This is a genomic window from Spirillospora sp. NPDC000708, from assembly GCF_040299565.1.
Classification (GTDB): domain Bacteria; phylum Actinomycetota; class Actinomycetes; order Streptosporangiales; family Streptosporangiaceae; genus Spirillospora.
In genome coordinates this window covers 54,216-71,827 of record NZ_JBEPCJ010000025.1, presented here as the reverse complement: position 1 = coordinate 71,827, position 17,612 = coordinate 54,216, and the positions used below count along the sequence as shown (strand labels likewise).

Sequence of the window (17,612 nt, the reverse complement as noted above, 5' to 3'; positions counted from 1 at the left end):
TCGGAGCACGGACAGAATGTAACAGGAGCAGGTCACAGGGGAGGAGGAAGCGGTGATCCGCGGCGCGGCCCACGCCCGGCGGCGGGGCGGCCCGGCACCGCGACCGGTATGGAGACGGATGTGACAACGGAGTTGTATCCGCGCGAGCGGCTGGGGCGGGTGCGCGAGGCGACCGCGAAGGCGGGCCTCGGCGCGGTCCTGCTGACGCCCGGCCCGGACCTGCGCTACGTCACCGGCTACGACGCCAAGCAGCTCGAGCGGCTCACCTGCCTGGTGGTGCCGGCGGCCGGCGAGGCGTTCCTGGTCGTGCCGCGGCTGGAGCTGCCGGCGGCGCAGGAGTCGCCCGCCGGCTCGCTCGGCGTGGAACTGGTCCCGTGGGACGAGACCGACGACCCGTACGCGCTGGTCGCCCGCCGCCTGCCGGGCGGCCTGGCGTCGGTGGGCGTGGCCGACCGGATGTGGGCGGTGATGGCGCTGCGGTTCCGCGCCGCGATGCCGGGCGCCGAGCAGGTCGCGGCGGGCGGCGTGCTGCGGGAGCTGCGGATGCGCAAGAGCGCGGCCGAGGTCGCCGCGCTGCGCGAGGCCGGCGCGGCGATCGACCGGGTGCACCGGCGCGTGCCGGAGTTCCTGCGGGCCGGCCGGACGGAGCGGGAGGTCGGCCGGGACATCGCCGACGCGATCATCGCGGAGGGCCACGAGGCCGTCGACTTCGTCATCGTCGGGTCGGGCCCGAACGGCGCGAACCCGCACGCGGAGCTGTCGGACCGGGTGATCCGCGCGGGCGAGCCGGTGGTGGTCGACATCGGCGGGACGATGCCGAGCGGCTACTGCTCGGACTCCACCCGCAACTACTGCGTGGGCGAGCCGCCCGCCGACTACGCCGCCTACTTCGCGGTGCTGGAGGAGGCGCAGCGGCTGTCCCGCGAGGCGGTCCGGCCGGGCGTGACACCGGAGGCGGTGGACGCGGCGGCCCGCGACGTCATCGCGGCGGCGGGGCACGGCGAGCACTTCTTCCACCGCACCGGGCACGGCATCGGCCTGGAGTCGCACGAGGACCCGTACATCGTGGCGGGCAACCGCGAGCCGCTGGAACCGGGAATGGCGTTCTCGATCGAGCCGGGCATCTACCCGGGCCCGCACGGCGCGCGCATCGAGGACATCGTCGTGTGCACCGAGGACGGCCACGAGCCGATGAACGTGACGGAGCGGGGCCTGGTGGTCGTCAGCTGAACCTCCGGCCTCCCGGGGCCTCCGGGGCGTGAGGGCGCGAAGGCGCGGACGTTTTCGTCCGCGCCTTCTGCTTGTTTTCGGTCGGCGAAAAATGACCCGGAAACAGGCCGGTAACGATCTCTGTACTAAATGCGCCAGCCGGTGCCGCGCGTATTGCGGTCCGGCCGTCCCGCCATGTACCACCTTGTTTCGAGTTACGCCGGGGTAGCGCTTGTCGAGCAGAGGAGACGCCGTGGCAGAGGTCGACCTGACCAGCGTCGGGAAGGTCTATCCCGACGGGACGCGGGCCGTGACCGACCTGAACCTCAGCATCGCCGACGGGGAGTTCTTGGTGCTGGTCGGACCGTCCGGCTGCGGCAAGACCACCGCCCTGCGGATGGTCGCCGGGCTGGAGGACATCTCCGAGGGCACCGTCACGATCGGCGGTCGCGTCGTCAACCGGGTCCCCGCCCGCGACCGCGACGTCGCCATGGTCTTCCAGAGCTACGCGCTCTACCCGCACCTGTCGGTGCGGGACAACATCGGGTTCGGGCTGTCGCTGCGCAAGCTGCCCAAGGCCGAGATCCGCGAGAAGGTCGACCGCGCCGCGGAGATCCTCGGCCTGACCGACCACCTGGACCGCAAGCCGCGCAACCTGTCGGGCGGCCAGCGCCAGCGGGTGGCGATGGGCCGCGCGATCGTCCGCGAGCCGCAGGCGTTCCTGATGGACGAGCCGCTGTCCAACCTCGACGCCAAGCTGCGCGTCCAGATGCGCGCGGAGATCGCCCGCATCCAGCGCGACCTCGGCGTCACCACGATCTACGTCACGCACGACCAGACCGAGGCGATGACGCTCGGCGACCGGGTCGCGGTGATGAAGAAGGGCGAGCTCCAGCAGGTGGCACCGCCGCAGGAGCTCTACGACCGGCCGGCGAACCTGTTCGTCGCCGGCTTCATCGGCTCACCCGCCATGAACCTGCTGCACGGCGCGCTGTCCGGGGACGCGGCGAACCCGCGCCTGGAGATCGGCGGCCAGACCCTGACGCTGCCGGCCGCGGTGCTGCACGAGCGCCCCGGCCTCGCGTCCTACCTCGGGCGCGACGTCGTCGTCGGGATCCGTCCCGAGGACATGGAGGACTCCGAGCTCGTGGAGACGCCCGAGGGGTCCGGGCTGACCTCCACCGCCGACCTCGTGGAGGCGATGGGCTCGGACGTGCTGGTCCATTTCGCGGTCGAGGCCGCCCAGGTCGTCACCGAGGACACCAAGGAGCTCGCCCGGGACGCGGGGACCGACGTGCTGGGGCACATGGAGCGGCCCCGCACGGACCTGGTCGCGCGGTTCAGCCCCCGCACCCGCGTGAAGGTCGGCGACCCGGTGACGATCCGCGTCGACACCGGTCGCCTGCACTTCTTCGATATCGAGTCCGGCGCGTCGATCTGGGGATCGGACGCGGCCGGTTCGCTCAGGAAGGATGAGGGATGAGGGTCAGCAGAGGGATGGGCCACCGGACGGTGGGCGCCGCCGTCGCGGCGGGGCTGCTGCTGTCGGCCGCGGCCGCGTGCGGCGGTGGCGACGACGACAAGGGCGGCGGCTCGAAGACCTCCGGGGGGACGGAGCTGAAGGGCGTCACCGTCTCGGTGGCCGCCAAGTGGACCGGGACGGAGGAGACCAACTTCCGCAAGGTCCTGCAGGCGTTCGAGAAGCAGACGGGCGCGACCGTCCAGTACGCCTCGACCGGTGAGAACACCGACGCCTACCTCGGGCCGAAGCTGGCCGCGCACAACCCGCCGGACGTGGCGATCCTGCCGCAGCCGGGCCTGATGCAGCAGTACGCCGCCAAGGGCCAGCTGAAGCCGCTGGCCGACGACGTGGTGTCGGAGGTGTCGCAGAACTTCTCGCCGTACTGGAAGGACCTCGGCTCCTACCAGGGCAAGACCTACGGCGTGATCGCCAAGGCGGCCTACAAGTCGATCATCTGGTACCGGCCGCAGGCGTTCTCCGACGCGGGCGTCCAGCCCCCGGCGGCCTGGGCCGACCTGGTGAAGGACGCCGGCACGCTGCAGGACTCGGGCACCACCCCGTTCACGCTGGCCGCCGGCCCGCAGGACTCCTGGACGCTGACCGACTGGTTCGAGAACGTCTACCTCTCGCAGGCCGGCCCGGACAACTACGACAAGCTGGCCAAGCACGAGATCAAGTGGACGGACCCGACGGTCGCCAAGGCGCTGCAGACGCTCGCCGAGATCTGGGGCAAGCCGCAGTTCCTCAACGGCGGCGTCGCCACCGCGACCAAGACCAAGTTCGACGAGTCGATCACGCAGGTCTTCGGCCAGAACAAGGCCGCGATGGCCTACGGCGGCGACTTCGCCGCGGCCAACATCGGCACCACCAAGGCCAAGGTCGGCACCGACGCGAAGGTGTTCGCCTTCCCGAAGGCCGGCGACACCGCCCCGGCGGTCATCGGCGGTGACGTCGCGGTCGCGATGAAGGACGGCAAGGGCGCGCAGGCGCTGATGAAGTTCCTCGCCTCCCCGGACGCCGGCAAGGTCTGGGCCGGGCTCGGTGGCTACCTGACGCCGAACAAGTCCGTCCCGCCGGACGCCTACTCCGACCCGATCGCCAAGCAGCTGATCCAGCAGATGCAGCAGGCCGGCGACGCCGCCCGCTACGACATGTCCGACCTCGCGCCCGCCGCGTTCGGCGCGACGCCGGGCGCCGGCGAGTGGGAGGCGCTGCGCCAGTTCGTGAGCAAGCCGACCGACGTCAAGGGGACGCAGGCCAAGCTGGAGGCCGCGGCCGCCAAGGCGTTCAAGTAGGGGAGCGGACGACCCCGGATGAAGCCTACGAATGAGGGGGTGCCGCCGGCCGCGACGGCCGGCGGCGCCGCCGCCGTCACCGGCCCTGCCGCACCGGGCCGCGGGCGCGGCGCGCGCGAGCGGCTGACGCCGCCGTCGTGGCTGGCGCTGATGTTCCTGCTGCCCGCGCTGCTGCTGCTCGGCTTCCTGGTCGTGTACCCGATCGTGTACTCGGTGATCCGCAGCTTCTTCGACGCCTCGGGCGGCTCGTTCGTCGGCTTCGACAACTACACCGGGGTGTTCCAGGGGCACGACGACCTCGTCGCGGTGCGCAACACCGTGGTGTGGGTGGTGGTCGCGCCCACGCTCGTCACGATCATCGGGCTGTTCTTCGCCGTCCTCACCGAGCGGATCCGGTGGGCGACGGCGTTCAAGCTCGTCGTGTTCATGCCGATGGCGATCTCGTTCCTCGCCTCCGGCGTCATCTTCCGGCTGGTGTACCAGCAGGACCCCGACCAGGGCGTGGCGAACGCGGCGCTGGTCGCGATCCACGACACCTTCAAGTCGGGCACCGCCTATCCGGGCGCGGGCCCGCGCACCGGCGGCGACCAGCTCGTCCACATGCAGGGCGGTGCGGTGGTCGGGTCCAGCCCGGTGTCGGCGGGGCAGACCGCGCTGCTGCCCCTGGTGAAGGTCAAGCCCGAGTACCTGCCGAAGGACGCGAGGCCGGCCGCGCAGCCGCCGGCGGCGAAGGCCGGGCAGGTGACCGGGACCGTCTGGTTCGACTTCACCAAGGGCGGCGGCGGCGAGCTGAACAAGCCGAACGCCGGCGAGTCCGGGCTGCCCGGCGTCAAGGTGGAGGCGGTGCGCGGCGGGAAGGTCGTCGCCACGGCGACCACCGGCAAGGACGGCGCGTTCACCTTGAAGAAGGTGCCGTCGGGCCCGGTCACGCTGCGGCTGCCGAAGAGCAACTTCACCGCCTCCTACGGCGGCGCCGAATGGCTCGGCAGCACGCTGATCACGCCGGCGATCATCGGGTCGTACCTGTGGGTGTGGTCCGGGTTCGCGATGGTGCTGATCGCCGCGGGCCTGGCCGCGATCCCGCGCGACGCGCTGGAGGCGGCCCGGGTGGACGGCGCGACCGAGTGGCAGGTGTTCCGGCGGGTGACGATCCCGCTGCTCGCCCCGGTGCTGGTCGTCGTGCTGGTCACGCTCGTCATCAACGTGCTGAAGGTGTTCGACCTGGTGTTCATCATCGGCGGCGGCGATCCGAACGCCAACGTGCTGGCGCTGCAGATGTGGACCAAGTCGTTCGGCGGCGGCAACGACCCCGGCTCCGGCAGCGCGATCGCGGTGCTGCTGTTCCTGCTGGTGCTGCCCGCCATGCTGTTCAACATCCGGCGACTGCGGCAGGAGCGGAAATGAGCACCGCGGACGGCACTGACGTCACCCCGGACGGCGCGCCGGACGACGACGGCGGCACCGGTGGCACCGCCGCCACCGCCGGCACCGGTGCGGGCGCCGCGCCGGAGAAGGGCCGCGAGGCGAAGGGCACCACCGCGGCGGCCGCCGCGAACGGGGCGGCGGGCGCGCCGCGCCGGAGCGTGGCGTCCCGCCTGGTGGGCCGGGCCGGCGGCACCGTCGTGCAGGTGCTGCTGGTGCTGGTCGCGCTGTTCTGGCTGGTGCCGACGTTCGGCCTGTTCGTGGAGTCGCTGCGCTCCACCGAGGACAACAACGCCGGCGGCTGGTGGAAGATCTTCTCCCACCCGTCCCAGATCACGACCAGCGCCTACAGCTCGCTGCTGGACAAGCCCGACTTCGTCGACTCGTTCTGGAACACCGTGCTCATCACGGTGCCCGCGACGGTGCTGGTCGTCGCGATCGCCTCGCTCGCGGCGTACGCGTTCGCGTGGCTGGAGTTCCCCGGCCGCGACTGGCTGTTCCTGATCGTCGTCGCGCTGCTGGTGGTGCCGGTGCAGGTCGCGCTGCTGCCGGTCGCGAAGCTCTACGGGAACATCGACGTCGGCGGGTTCAAGATGTACGGCTCGATCACCGGCGTGGTGCTGTTCCACGTCGCGTTCGGCCTGCCGTTCGCGATCTTCCTGCTGCGCAACTTCTTCGCCGCGATCCCCCGGGACCTGCTGGAGGCGGCCCGGATGGACGGCGGCTCGGAGTGGACGATCTTCCGGCGGGTGATCTTCCCGCTGGGCGGCCCGGCGATCGCCTCGCTCGGCATCTTCCAGTTCCTGTGGGTGTGGAACGACCTGCTGGTCGCGCTGGTGTTCGCCAACACCGGGGCGCAGCCGATGACCAAGTGGCTGCAGTCGCAGATGCGGCAGTTCACCGGCAACATCGACATCCTCGCGCCCGGCGCGTTCCTGTCGCTGCTGGTGCCGCTGGTCGTGTTCTTCGCCTTCCAGCGCTACTTCGTCCAGGGCGTCCTCGCCGGTTCGGTCAAGTAGCGGACGCGCCCGTGCGGCGCGCTGGGCGTACCGGTGCGCGCGCCGGGCATGGCGCGAAGACGGGAAAGGCCCGTGCGGGGGATCGCCCCGCACGGGCCTTCGCGTCACCGGGGGCGGCTCCGGCCTCCGGCCGGGGCCGCCGGGATCAGTCGACGGCCTTCTTCAGGTCCGGCGCGGCGGCGGCCGCGGCGCCCGGGTGGCCGATCGCGAGGCCGCTGGCCGGGTCGAAGAAGTGCAGCCGCTTGGTGTCCACGGCCAGGTCGATGTCCTGCCCGGGCCGCACGTGCGAGCGGGAGTTGACGCGGGCGGTCCACAGCGCCTTGTTGTCCACCAGCGGGATCGCCATGTCGGCGTCGCCCTCGGCGGCGTCCTCGGCGAGGTCGGCGGTGTCCTTGTGCTCGACCGGCGGGGCGTCGATGGTGAAGATGACGTTGATCTCGCTGCCGAGCTCCTCGGTGACGCTGCTCTTCACCGACATCGGCGCCCAGTCGGGGTTGGCGTGCGCGGCGTCCTCGAAGTCGGACGGGCGGACGCCGAGGATCACCTCCTTGCCGATGTAGTCGCGCAGCGCGGGACGGTCGTTGAGGAGCGCGTCCGGCACCGGCAGCGAGAACCCGGCGAAGGAGACCTGCGCGCCGCCGTCGCCCCGGTCGAGCCGGGCGGTGACGAAGTTCATCGCGGGCGAGCCGATGAACCCGGCGACGAACATGTTGACCGGGTTGTCGAACAGCCGCTGCGGGGTGTCGACCTGCTGCAGCTTGCCCTCGCGCAGCACGCACACCCGCGAGCCGAGGGTCATCGCCTCGATCTGGTCGTGGGTGACGTACACGGTGGTGACGCCGAGCCGCTCGTGCAGCTGGCTGAGCGAGGCCCGCATGGACACGCGGAGCTTGGCGTCGAGGTTGGACAGCGGCTCGTCCATCAGGAACGCCTGCGGCTCGCGGACGATCGCGCGGCCCATCGCGACGCGCTGGCGCTGGCCGCCGGACAGGGCGGCGGGCTTGCGGGACAGGAACTGCTCGAGGCCGAGCATCTTCGCGGCCTCGTGCACCTTCTGCTTGATCTCCGACTTCGGCGTGCCGCGCAGCTTCAGGCCGAACGCCAGGTTCTGCTCGACGGTCATGTGCGGGTAGAGCGCGTAGTTCTGGAACACCATCGCGATGTCGCGGTCCTTGGGCGCGAGGTCGTTGACGACCTGGCCGCCGATGGAGATCTTGCCGCCGCTGATCTCCTCCAGGCCGGCGATCATCCGCAGCGCGGTCGACTTGCCGCAGCCGGACGGGCCGACCAGCACCATGAACTCGCCGTCCTGGATCGTCAGGTCCAGGCCGTCCACCGCCTTGACGCCGCCCGAGTAGACCTTGTCCACCTGGTCCAGCTTGATCTCGGCCATCCCGCCCCCTTTGGAAACGTTTCCCATCCACCCCTGCTCAGCAGGGCTTTCTCTCAATGGCTGGAGTAAACAACATGGAATCGTTTCCATGGGAGAGTTGATCAGGATAAGATCGCAGATCTGCGGATATGGGGAGGCGAGGCGGCCGGTGGGGGACGGGCGATCGGCGACGATCAAGGACGTGGCGGCCGCGGCGGGCGTCGGCATCGCCACGGTGTCCCGGGTGTTCTCCGGCGGCTCGGTCAGCGCGGCGACCCGCGAGCGGGTGCTGGCCGCGGCCGCCGAGCTGGACTACCGACCGAGCGCCCTCGGCCGCGGCCTCAAGCTGCGCCGCAGCGGCGGCATCGGCCTCGTGCTGCCCGGCGTCACCGACCCCTTCCACGCCGAGCTGGTCGCCGGCGTGCTGGCCAGCGCCCGCACGCTCGGCGGGCACGTGATCGTGGAGGCGTCGGAGGGCGACCCCGCGCAGGAGGCCGAGATCGTCGACCGGCTCGTCGAGCAGCGGGTGGACGGGATCATCGCGCTGCCCGCCGGGGACGAGGCCGACTGGCGCGCCGCCGTCCGGGTCTGCTCCAGCGTGGTGTTCGCCGACCGGGTGCTGCCCGGCCTGCCGGAGATCCCCGCGGTGCTCGCCGACGACGCCGGCGGCGTCCGGTCCCTGGTGGAGTACCTCGCCGGGCTCGGGCACCGGCGGATCGCGTTCCTCGGCGGCGCCGCGCCCGGCGAGCGTCCCGGCGTGCGGGAGCGCGCGTTCCGCGACGCGCTGGCCCGGCTCGGCGTCCCGGTGGAGGAGGACCTGGTCGTCGCGGCGCGGCCCGCGCGGGACGCCGCGTACGCCGCCGCGGCGGGGCTGCTGCAGCGCCGCGCGGACGTGACCGCCGTGCTCGCCGCCGGGCACCTGCTCGGCGAGGCCGCCGTGCTGGTGGCCCGGGAGCTGGACCTGCGCGTCCCCGCCGACGTGTCGATCGCGATGGTCGACGACGTGGCGTGGGCGGAGCTGTGCGACCCGCCGCTGACGGCGGTGGCGCGGCCGGGCCGCGACATCGGCCACCGGGCGTGCGAGCTGCTGCTCCGCGACCAGGCCCGGCGCGGCCGGGGCGGCCCGCTGCTGCTGCCGACCGAGCTGGTGGTGCGGGGGAGCTGCGGCGCGCTGCGCGGCTCCCGGCGCTGACCCCCCCGCCGTCAGGGCCCGCTTCCGGTGGTGGACGGGCGATTAGAGCTGATCTGTGATCTGCTGGGGTCACGTGCGCCGCCCCGGCACGCTAGATTTCCCGCGTGGAGGAGATCGATCGTCAGATCATGGCGCTGCTGGCCGACGACGGGCGGATGAGTTTCACCGATCTGGCCAAGCGGACGGGCCTGTCGGTGTCGGCGGTGCACCAGCGGGTGCGGCGGCTGCAGAAGCGCGGCGTCATCCGGGGCTTCACCGCCCAGCTCGACAACGAGCAGATCGGGCTGCCCCTCACCGCGTTCGTGTCGATCAAGCCGATCGACCCGGCGGCGCCCGACGACGCGCCCGACCGGCTGACCCACCTGGAGGCGATCGAGGCCTGCCACTCGGTCGCGGGCGACGAGAGCTACATCCTGAAGGTCCGGGTGGCGTCCCCCAACGAGCTGGAGGAGCTGCTGCAGCAGATCCGGGCGGCGGCGAACGTCGCCACCCGCACCACCGTCGTGCTCAGCACCCCGTGGGAGGGGCGCCGCCCGTCGCTGTGAGGACGCGCGCGGGCGGCCGCCCCGGCGCGTGCGGCGCGCGCGCTCACGAACGCGGGGCGAACGCCTCCAGCGCCTCGCGGGCCAGGTACATCGAGTCCCACGGGTCGGCGTCCGGCCCGGTGAGCTCCGGGTCGAAGTTCAGGTCGACGAACAGCTCGGTCACGCCCTGCTCCTCCAGCGCGGCGAAGTCGGCGATGATCTGCTCGTAGGTGCCGGTGAGCGGGCGCCGGCCGCCCTCGGGCGGCGCGGCCTCCTCGGTGCGGACCCGCACCGCGCCCCGGCAGACGAACCGGAGCGCCGCCGAGTCGCGGCCGGCCTTGTCGGCGGCGTCCCGGACGATCTCGATCGAGCGGCCGATCGCGGCCAGGTCGGCGCGGCTGGAGCTGACCCAGCCGGCGGCGAGCCGCCCGGCGCGGCGCAGCGCGCCCTCCGAGGCGCCGCCGAGCAGGACCGGCGGCTCGGGCTCCTGCAGCGGACGGGGGTCCATGGTGACGGGCGGGACGTCGTAGAACTCGCCGTGGAACTCGCTGACCTCGCCGGGCTTGCCCGTCCACATCGCGCGCAGCGCGGCGAGGAACTCCTCGGCGCGGGCGCCGCGCCGCTCCATCGACGCGCCGACCGCGGCGAACTCCTCCGGCATCCAGCCGTTGCCGAGCCCGAGGTCCAGCCGGCCGCCGGTGACGTGGTCCAGGGTGATCGCCTGCTTGGCGAGCATGGCGGGGGAGTAGAACGGCATGTTCGCCACGGCGACGCCCAGCCGCACCCGGCTGGTGTAGCCCGCGAGGTAGGCCAGCGTGACGAGCGGGTCGGGCACGTTGCGGTAGGTCTGGTCGGCCGAGCCGGCCGGGTTGACGACGCGCTGGAGCGTCCACAGGGAGTGGTAGCCGAGCTCCTCGGCCCGCTGTGCGATCAGCACCTGGTTGGCCGGGGTGGACCACGCCCCCGCCACCGGTACTGCGAACCCGATCTGCACGGCGCTCCTCCTCCTCGTCGGGCCGCACCTTACAGCGTCAAGGGCGGAGCCCGGTGCGGCGTGGTCGAAGCGCCGAATCTACCGGACTCGCGGTCGCCGGAACGCCTCCCGCAACGCCGCGTGCGCGACGGGCGGGGCGGCCAGATGGTCCAGCGCGAGCAGCGCGGCGCCGAGCAGCGGCGGGTCGTCCGGGACGATCAGCCGGGCGCGCGGCGCGAGGGCCGCGTAGCGCTCGGCGACCGCGTCCATCAGCAGCGGGCGGCGGGCGGCGAGCACGCCGCCGCCGAGCACCACGTCGGCCGGGGAGTCCAGCAGGCCGAGGCGGCTCAGCGCGACCGAGCCGAGGACGGCGATCTCCTCGGCCAGGCGCAGCACGACCCCGCGCGCCACCGCGTCGCCGGCCTCGGCGGTGTCGATCAGCACCGGCGCGAGGGCGGTGAGCCGCCCCTCGTCGAACTCGCCGAGGTGGATGCCGAGCCCGACGTCGATGGCACGGTCCACGCCGAAGTGGGCGGCGACCGCGCCGGTCAGCGCGGTGCGCGGGCCGCGGCCGTCCTCGCCGCGGATGGCGTGCCATAGCGCGGCGCGGCCGAGCGCGCCGCCGCCGCCCCAGTCGCCGGTGTGCTCGCCGAGCGAGGGGAAGCGGGCGGTGCGGCCGTCGGGGGCGACGCCGGCGCAGTTGATGCCGGCGCCGCAGACGACCGCGACGCCCCAGCCCTCGGTGACCGCGCTGCGCAGCAGCGCGAACGTGTCGTTGCCGACCACCGCGGTGGGCGCGAGCCCCCGCTCCAGCAGCAGCCCCTCCAGCCGCTCCTCCTCGCCCGGCAGGTCGACGTTGGCCATGTAGGCGGCGAGGTGGACGACGTCGCCGGGCGGTACGCCGGCCTCGGCGAGCGCGGCGCCGATGACCGCGGCGAGCGCGTCCACGGCGCCGTCGAGCCCGGTGGCCTGCGGCCGGAACCCGGCGCCGCGCGCGGTCGCCAGCAGTTCCCCGCCGGTCCCCGCCACGGCCGCGTCGATCTTGCTGTTGCCGCCGTCCACCGCGACGAGCACCCCGTCCCGGCGCCGCGCCGGCGCTGCGGCCATCAGGCGGCCCACGGCAGGTGGGCGCGGTTCGCGGCGACCAGGTCGCGGGCGAGCCGGTCGGCGAACGCGAGCTGCCCGACCAGCGGGTGGGCCAGCAGCGCGTCCGCGACCCGCTCGACGCCGCCGCGCAGCGCCGCGTCCAGCGCCAGCTCCTCGTAGCCGGACACGTGCGCGACCAGCCCGGAGAACAGCGGCTCGAGCGGCGGGACGGGCAGCGGGACCGGCCCGGACGCGGTGATCCGCGCGGGCACCTCGATCACGGCCCGGTCGTCCAGGAACGGGAGCGTGCCGCCGTTGCGGACGTTGACGACCTGCGCGTCGCCGCGCCCGGTGAGCAGCGACACGGCGAGCTGCACGGCGGCTTCGGAGTAGTAGGCGCCGCCGCGCTCCTCCAGCCGCGCGGGCTTGGTGTCCAGGGCGGGGTCGGCGTACATGGCGAGCAGGTCGCGCTCCAGCGCGGCGACCTCCTCCGCGCGCGTCGGGGCGCCGCGCTGCTCGCGCACGACGCGGTCGTGCTCGTAGAAGTAGCGCAGGTAGTAGGACGGGACGGCGCCGAGCCGGCGCACGAACGGCGCGGGCAGCCCGGACATTCCGGCCAGGTCCTCGGCGTGGCCGTCGAGCAGCTCGGGCAGGACGTCGCGCCCGTCCAGCGCGATCGAGCGCACCCAGGTCAGGTGGTTGAGGCCCGCGTGGCCGAGCGCGATCCGCTCGGGCGCCGCGTCGAGCAGCGCGGCGGCGCGGCGCTGCACGCCGATGGCCACGTTGCACAGCCCGACGGCGCGGTGCCCGGCGTCCAGCAGCGCGCGGGTGACGATGCCGACCGGGTTGGTGAAGTCGATGATCCACGCGTCCGGGGCGCGTGCGGCGACGCGCTCGGCGATGTCCAGCACGACCGGGACGGTGCGCAGCGCCTTGGCGAGCCCGCCCGCCCCGGTGGTCTCCTGCCCGACGCAGCCGCACTCCAGCGGCAGCGTCTCGTCGATCCGCCGGGCCGCCTGCCCGCCGACCCGGAGCTGGACCAGCACGACCGCGGCGCCGTCCACGGCCGCGTCGAGGTCGCCGGTCGTGACGACCTTCGCGGGGTGGCCGGCGCGGGCCAGCATCCGCGCGGCGAGCCCGCCCACGAGATCCAGCCGCCGCGCGTCCGGGTCGGCGAGGACCAGCTCCGACACCGGCAGCGCCGCCCGCTCGCGGGCGATCCCGTCGACCAGCTCCGGGGTGTAGGTGGACCCGCCCCCGATGACCGTCAGCTTCAACCCTTCACTCCCGTCAACGTCACACCCTGGATGAACACGCGCTGGGCGAGGAAGAACACCACCAGCACCGGCATGATGGTCAGCAGCGTCGCCGCCATCGTGAGGTTCCACTCGACGTGGTGCGCGGCGCGGAACGTCGCCACGCCGATCGCGAGGGTCCAGTTCTCCGGCTTGGCGTACACCAGCGGCCCGTAGTAGTCGTTCCAGCAGTAGAAGAACTGGAACAGCGCGACGGCCGCGAGCGCGGGCTTGGCCATCGGCAGCACGACCCGCAGCATGGTGCGCAGCTCCCCGCAGCCGTCGACCCGCGCGGCGTCGGCGTACTCGCGCGGGATCGTCACCAGGAACTGGCGCAGCAGGAAGATGGAGAACGCGTCGCCGAACGCCTGCGGGATGATCAGCGGCCAGAGCGTCCCGGTGAGGTGGAAGCGGGACCAGACGATGTACAGCGGCACCATCGTCACCTGCGGCGGCAGCATCATCGCCGAGATGACCACGACGAGCGCGAGGTTGCGGCCGCGGAACCGGAAGCGCGCCAGCGCGTAGGCGACCGGGACGCTGGACACCAGCATCAGCGCGGTCGACAGCGCCGCGTACACGGTGCTGTTGACCGTCCACCGCACCATGTCGCCGCTGAAGGCGCGGCGGAAGTTCTCGAAGTGCCATTCCCTCGGCCACAGCGAGGTGCTGAGCGCCTGCGAGTCGCTCATCACGGCGGTGAGGAACATGAACGCCAGCGGCGCCAGGAACATCACCGCGAGGACGATCGCGGCGGCGTGCGTGGCGATCCACATCAGCGTGCGGCGGCCCCGCCCCCCGTGGGCCGGGACGGCTCCCGTCGTGGCGGTCACTGCGCCTCCTCTCCGGCGAACGCGCGGAACTGCCGCAGCAGGAGGAGCGTGAACGCCATCGCGATGACGAACATGACCAGTGCGAGCACGCACGCGTAGCCCATGTTGAACTGCCGGAACCCCTCGTCGTAGAGCCACTGCGGGAACGTCAGCGTCGACCCGCCGGGGTAGCCGGGCGCGAACTGGGTGCCGGGCAGGTCGGCCTGCCCGGCCGCGACCTTCCCGGCGACCATGGCCTGCGTGAAGTACTGCAGCGTCTCGATCACGCCGGTGACGGCGGCGAACGCCAGGACGGGCGAGACCGTCGGCAGCGTGATGTGCCGGAACCGCGCCCAGGCGCCGGCGCCGTCGATGGCGGCCGCCTCGTACAGCGACCGGGGCACGTTCAGCAGCGCCGCCAGCAGGATGATCATGACGTCGCCGACCGCCCACAGCCCGAGCAGCGACAGGCCGGGCTTGGCCCACGCGGAGTCGTTGAAGAAGTCCGGCAGCGAGAACCCGAGATGGCGGGCGATCACCGGGAACGGGCCGGTGCCGGGGTTCAGCACGAACACGAACGCCACGGTCGCCGACACCGGCGGGATCAGGTACGGGACGTAGAACACCGCCCGCAGCAGGTTGCCGCCCCGCTTGATCCGGGTGAGGAGCTGCGCGACGCCGAGCCCGAACAGCACCCGGAGCGGGACGAGTACCGCCACCAGCCACAGCGTGTTGCGCATCGCCGCCCAGGCGTCGCCGTCGTGCAGCAGGTAGCGGTAGTTGTCCAGCCCGACGTACTTCAGGGTGAACAGGTTGTAGCGGGTGAAGGAGAAGTAGACGGTCGCGGCGAGCGGGTAGGCGAAGAACAGCCCGAACCCGGCCAGCCACGGCGACAGGAACGCCAGCACCCGCAGCCGCCGCCGGCGGCCGGCCCGGGACGCCGTCCCGAGCCGGCCGCGCCGCAGGGGCAGGCGCAGCGAGCCGGAGGCCACGGCGTCAGCCCCCGGCCAGCTTCAGCGACGCGTCGACCTTCCCGTCGAGGCCGGTGAGCGCCCTGCCGAGGTCGCCGGCCTTGCCGGGCTCCCACTGGTCCTGGACGAACTGCTGGAACTTCACGACGTAGTCGTTGCCGTTCGGGGTGGGCGGCGTCGTGGCGCTCGCGGGGTTCTTGAAGATGTCGAGGAACGTCCTGAACTGCGGCGGCAGGCTCAGGTCCGGCGAGGACAGCGAGGCGATCGTGGTGGGGACGTTGCCGAGCGCGTTGGCGAAGGTGACGAGCGCGCCGGTGTCGGTCGTCAGGTACCGGATGAACTCCCACGCGGCGGCGCGGTGCTTGGCGCCGCGCGGGATGCCGATGACGGTGCCGGTGACGAATCCGCTGCCGTAGCGGGCGTCCTGCCCGTCGGGGACGGGCGCGGGCGCCGTCCCGTAGTCGACCTTCGGCGCCTCCTCCTGCATGAACTTGGTGCGCCACTCGCCGTCGACGGCCATGGCGACCTTGCCCTTCTCGAAGGGGTTGGACGACTCGAACTCCTGGCCCATCGAGTGCAGGAACTTCTTGACGTCGTCGTAGCCGTACCAGTCGATGAGGCTCTTGTCCCACTGCAGGTACGCCTTGACGGCGGGGTCGGCGGCGAAGGCGGCGCGCCCGTCGGGGGTGAGCCACTTCGCGCCGAACTGGGTGGCGAGGTGCTGCACCTGGTGCTCGTAGTACTGCGCCGACGGCATGAACCCGGCGACCTTGATGCTCCCGTCGGGGTTGCGGACGGTGAGCTTCTTGGCCAGCGCGGTCAGCTCGGAGAACGTGCGCGGCGGCTGCTCGCCCTTCATCAGGGCCTTGTTGTAGTAGAGCCCGTAGGCGTCGGCGAGCAGCGGCATCGCGCACCGGCGGCCCTTGTACTGCGTGTACTGCTGGACCGGCTTGGGGAACTGGTTCATGTCGAGCCTGGACCCGGCGATGTCGCCGGACAGGTCCTGCCAGGCGCCGCTCTGGCACCACTGCCCGACGCTGTCGGTGGTGAACGACGACACGACGTCGGGCGGGTTGCCGCCGCGGATGGCGTTGGTGATGCGGTCGTCGGTCTGGTCCTTGACGAGCTTGACGGTGACGTTCGGGTGCAGCTTGTGGAAGCCCGCGACGGCGTCCTGGAACGCCTTTACCTCGTGCGGGGCGCTCCAGCCGTGCCAGACCTCGATGGTCTGCTTGTCCCCGATCTTCGGGCCGCCGGACTGGCCGCCGTTGCCGCCGGCCGTACAGGCCGTGAGGCCGAGCCCGGCGGCGGCCAAAGCCGCGGCGAGCCGGCGCGTTGTCGATGTGCGCACTCCGGTTCTCCTTCGGGGGAGGGACGGCCGGTGCCGCCGTCCGCTGTGGGGGAGTGGGGTGGGATGGGTGCGGTCGGTCCGGGGGACGGGGCGGTTCGGAGAGGGGGTTTGAGGAACGGGGCGGTTCAGGGACGGGGCGTGTCGGGGACGGTGGTGGAGAACACCTCGTCGCGGGTCTCCTGGAGGGCCAGTTGCAGCGCGCCGGCGACGACCGGGTTGCCCCGCAGGGAGCTGAGCCGGACCTCGGGGCGCGGGATCGTCAGGCTGTGCAGGTGCTGCCGGACGCGGGCGCGCAGCGGCTCGCCGCCGGCGCGCAGGACGTCGCCGGTGAGCACGACCAGGGCCGGGTCGAGGACGGCGACGACGGTGGCGAGGGTGGCGCCGAGCCGGGTCGCCAGCTCGGTCAGCGCGCGTTCGGCGCGGGCCCCGGCGTCGGCTGCGGTGCGCGTTCCCGCGCGGCCGTCGCCGACCTCGGCGGCGGCGCGGCCGAGCGCGGTGGCCGCGTCCCGGCCGCGGAACCCGTGCTCGCGCATCAGCTTCAGCACGGCCGCGCCGCCGGTGAGGCTGTGCACGCCGCCGGTGTGGGTGCGGCGCACGTCGCGCATCAGCGGGGCGCCGACCGCGGGCGCGTAGCCGATCTCGCCGGCGCCGCCGGTCGCGCCGCGGTGGAGCGCGCCGTCCAGCACGACGGCCATGCCGACGCCGTCGGCGACCCACAGCAGCACGAAGTCGCGGGTCCCGGCGGCCTGCCCGCCGGCGCGCTCGGCGAGCGCGGCGAGGTTGACGTCGTTCTCGATGGCGATCCGGACGCCGAGGCCGCCGGCGAGGGTGTCGACGAGGTCGGGGATGTGCCAGCCGGGGATGTGCGCGGCGTAGCCGAGCCGTCCGGTGGACGGGTCGATCGCGCCCTGGATGCCGATGACGGCCCGGTTCAGCGCGGTGCGGGCGAGCCCGGCCGCGGCGGCGGCCTTGTCGAGGGCCTCCGCCATCCGGGCGACCACGTCGACGCCCGTGCGGGCGGGGGTGGGGAGGGTGTGCTCGCCGACGACCGTCCCGGTCAGGTCGGCGACGCTGACCCTGATGCGGGCCGGGGTGACGTCGGCGCCGGCGACGTGGGCGGCGGCCCCGTTGACGCGGTACAGCTCGGCGGTCCGGCCGGGGAGCCCCTCGCGCAGGCCGTCCCGCACGACGAGGCCGGCCTCCTCGAGCCGGGCGAGCAGCTGCGAGGCGGTCGGCTTGGAGATGCCGGTGAGGTCGGAGATCTGCGGGCGGGTGAGCGGGCCGCGGGCGAGCAGCGCCTCCAGCGCGGCGCGGTCGTTGATGGCGCGCAGCAGGCTCGGGGTCCCGGGGACGGGCGCGGTCACGGCGGCTCCTCGGAGAGTTAAGAAGGTTTCCTAACTTGGAGGAGAAAGTAAGGACTCTTAACGAACACGTCAAGACCCTGCGACGGCCGGTTCCGGGCGGGCGGCCGCGCGGGCGGCCCGAGGGGAGGTCACGGCGGAGGTCACGGATGAGGGCGTGACGGGGCGCCGGGAGGGCGGCGGGCGGTCAGGGCGGGGAGTCGAGCGG

At 73.1% G+C, this 17,612-nt stretch carries 15 protein-coding genes; 7 read left to right on the top strand and 8 right to left on the bottom strand.

Features of this window, described 5'->3' with window-relative positions; all coding sequences use genetic code 11:
* Window positions 1–120: 120 nt before the first annotated feature.
* The 5 genes from ABT299_RS19805 to ABT299_RS19785 all read left to right on the top strand — a co-directional run bounded on the left by ABT299_RS19805 (window position 121) and on the right by ABT299_RS19785 (window position 6,467).
* Window positions 121–1,230: a M24 family metallopeptidase gene (locus ABT299_RS19805; protein ID WP_500251633.1), complete on the top strand. Its 1,110-nt coding sequence runs from the start codon at window positions 121–123 to the stop codon at window positions 1,228–1,230.
* Window positions 1,231–1,462: 232 nt separating this feature from the next.
* Window positions 1,463–2,692, top strand: coding sequence for a sn-glycerol-3-phosphate ABC transporter ATP-binding protein UgpC (locus ABT299_RS19800; protein ID WP_190864438.1), 1,230 nt, complete (start codon window positions 1,463–1,465; stop codon window positions 2,690–2,692).
* Window positions 2,689–4,026 carry an ABC transporter substrate-binding protein gene (locus ABT299_RS19795; RefSeq protein ID WP_190864436.1) on the top strand — a complete coding sequence of 446 codons (1,338 nt, stop codon included), beginning with the start codon at window positions 2,689–2,691 and terminating at the stop codon, window positions 4,024–4,026. Before ABT299_RS19800 ends, ABT299_RS19795 begins: the two co-directional genes overlap by 4 nt.
* 18 nt (window positions 4,027–4,044) lie before the next feature.
* On the top strand, window positions 4,045–5,430 hold the full coding sequence (locus ABT299_RS19790) for an ABC transporter permease (RefSeq protein WP_500251632.1): 1,386 nt from the start codon (window positions 4,045–4,047) through the stop codon (window positions 5,428–5,430).
* Window positions 5,427–6,467: a carbohydrate ABC transporter permease gene (locus ABT299_RS19785; protein ID WP_500251631.1), complete on the top strand. Its 1,041-nt coding sequence runs from the start codon at window positions 5,427–5,429 to the stop codon at window positions 6,465–6,467. Before ABT299_RS19790 ends, ABT299_RS19785 begins: the two co-directional genes overlap by 4 nt.
* A gap of 145 nt (window positions 6,468–6,612) precedes the next feature.
* Here the strand turns inward: ABT299_RS19785 and ABT299_RS19780 are convergent, their stop codons facing one another.
* A complete protein-coding gene (locus tag ABT299_RS19780) occupies window positions 6,613–7,860 on the bottom strand; it encodes an ABC transporter ATP-binding protein (RefSeq protein WP_190864430.1) in 1,248 nt (415 codons plus the stop codon).
* Window positions 7,861–8,008: 148 nt separating this feature from the next.
* On the opposite strand from ABT299_RS19780, the gene ABT299_RS19775 reads away from it, so the two are divergent.
* On the top strand, window positions 8,009–9,031 hold the full coding sequence (locus tag ABT299_RS19775; protein WP_347256980.1) for a LacI family DNA-binding transcriptional regulator: 1,023 nt from the start codon (window positions 8,009–8,011) through the stop codon (window positions 9,029–9,031).
* A 104-nt stretch (window positions 9,032–9,135) separates the two neighbouring features.
* The gene (locus tag ABT299_RS19770) at window positions 9,136–9,576 is read left to right on the top strand and encodes a winged helix-turn-helix transcriptional regulator (RefSeq protein ID WP_190864425.1); all 441 of its coding nucleotides are present in this window, start codon (window positions 9,136–9,138) and stop codon (window positions 9,574–9,576) included.
* A gap of 43 nt (window positions 9,577–9,619) precedes the next feature.
* Here ABT299_RS19770 and ABT299_RS19765 read toward each other — a convergent pair whose 3' ends face one another.
* The 7 genes from ABT299_RS19765 to ABT299_RS19735 form a co-directional block, all read right to left on the bottom strand.
* Window positions 9,620–10,549 (bottom strand): TIGR03619 family F420-dependent LLM class oxidoreductase, encoded by a 930-nt coding sequence (locus ABT299_RS19765; protein WP_500251630.1) that lies wholly within the window; start codon window positions 10,547–10,549, stop codon window positions 9,620–9,622.
* 78 nt (window positions 10,550–10,627) lie between these two features.
* Window positions 10,628–11,635, bottom strand: coding sequence for an N-acetylglucosamine kinase (locus ABT299_RS19760; protein WP_500251629.1), 1,008 nt, complete (start codon window positions 11,633–11,635; stop codon window positions 10,628–10,630).
* Entirely contained in the window at window positions 11,635–12,891 is a 1,257-nt protein-coding gene (locus tag ABT299_RS19755; protein ID WP_500251628.1) for a 6-phospho-beta-glucosidase, read from the bottom strand. The genes ABT299_RS19760 and ABT299_RS19755 overlap by 1 nt, the downstream gene beginning before the upstream one ends.
* On the bottom strand, window positions 12,888–13,742 hold the full coding sequence (locus tag ABT299_RS19750) for a carbohydrate ABC transporter permease (RefSeq protein WP_387018557.1): 855 nt from the start codon (window positions 13,740–13,742) through the stop codon (window positions 12,888–12,890). Before ABT299_RS19750 ends, ABT299_RS19755 begins: the two co-directional genes overlap by 4 nt.
* A complete protein-coding gene (locus ABT299_RS19745) occupies window positions 13,739–14,713 on the bottom strand; it encodes a carbohydrate ABC transporter permease (RefSeq protein WP_500251627.1) in 975 nt (324 codons plus the stop codon). The genes ABT299_RS19750 and ABT299_RS19745 overlap by 4 nt, the downstream gene beginning before the upstream one ends.
* 4 nt (window positions 14,714–14,717) lie before the next feature.
* Window positions 14,718–16,043, bottom strand: a complete 1,326-nt coding sequence (locus ABT299_RS19740; RefSeq protein ID WP_500251626.1) for an ABC transporter substrate-binding protein — start codon at window positions 16,041–16,043, stop codon at window positions 14,718–14,720.
* Between the two features lie 125 nt (window positions 16,044–16,168).
* On the bottom strand, window positions 16,169–17,407 hold the full coding sequence (locus ABT299_RS19735) for an ROK family transcriptional regulator (RefSeq protein ID WP_500251625.1): 1,239 nt from the start codon (window positions 17,405–17,407) through the stop codon (window positions 16,169–16,171).
* Window positions 17,408–17,612 lie beyond the last annotated feature (205 nt).

Excerpts from the sequence above, each read along its gene's own strand:
- ABT299_RS19795 (WP_190864436.1), top strand. The coding sequence starts at position 2,689 with ATGAGGGTCAGCAGAGGGATGGGCCACCGGACGGTGGGCGCCGCCGTC.
- ABT299_RS19790 (WP_500251632.1), top strand. The coding sequence starts at position 4,045 with ATGAAGCCTACGAATGAGGGGGTGCCGCCGGCCGCGACGGCCGGCGGC.
- ABT299_RS19785 (WP_500251631.1), top strand. The coding sequence starts at position 5,427 with ATGAGCACCGCGGACGGCACTGACGTCACCCCGGACGGCGCGCCGGAC.
- ABT299_RS19780 (WP_190864430.1), bottom strand. The coding sequence starts at position 7,860 with ATGGCCGAGATCAAGCTGGACCAGGTGGACAAGGTCTACTCGGGCGGC.
- ABT299_RS19760 (WP_500251629.1), bottom strand. The coding sequence starts at position 11,635 with ATGGCCGCAGCGCCGGCGCGGCGCCGGGACGGGGTGCTCGTCGCGGTG.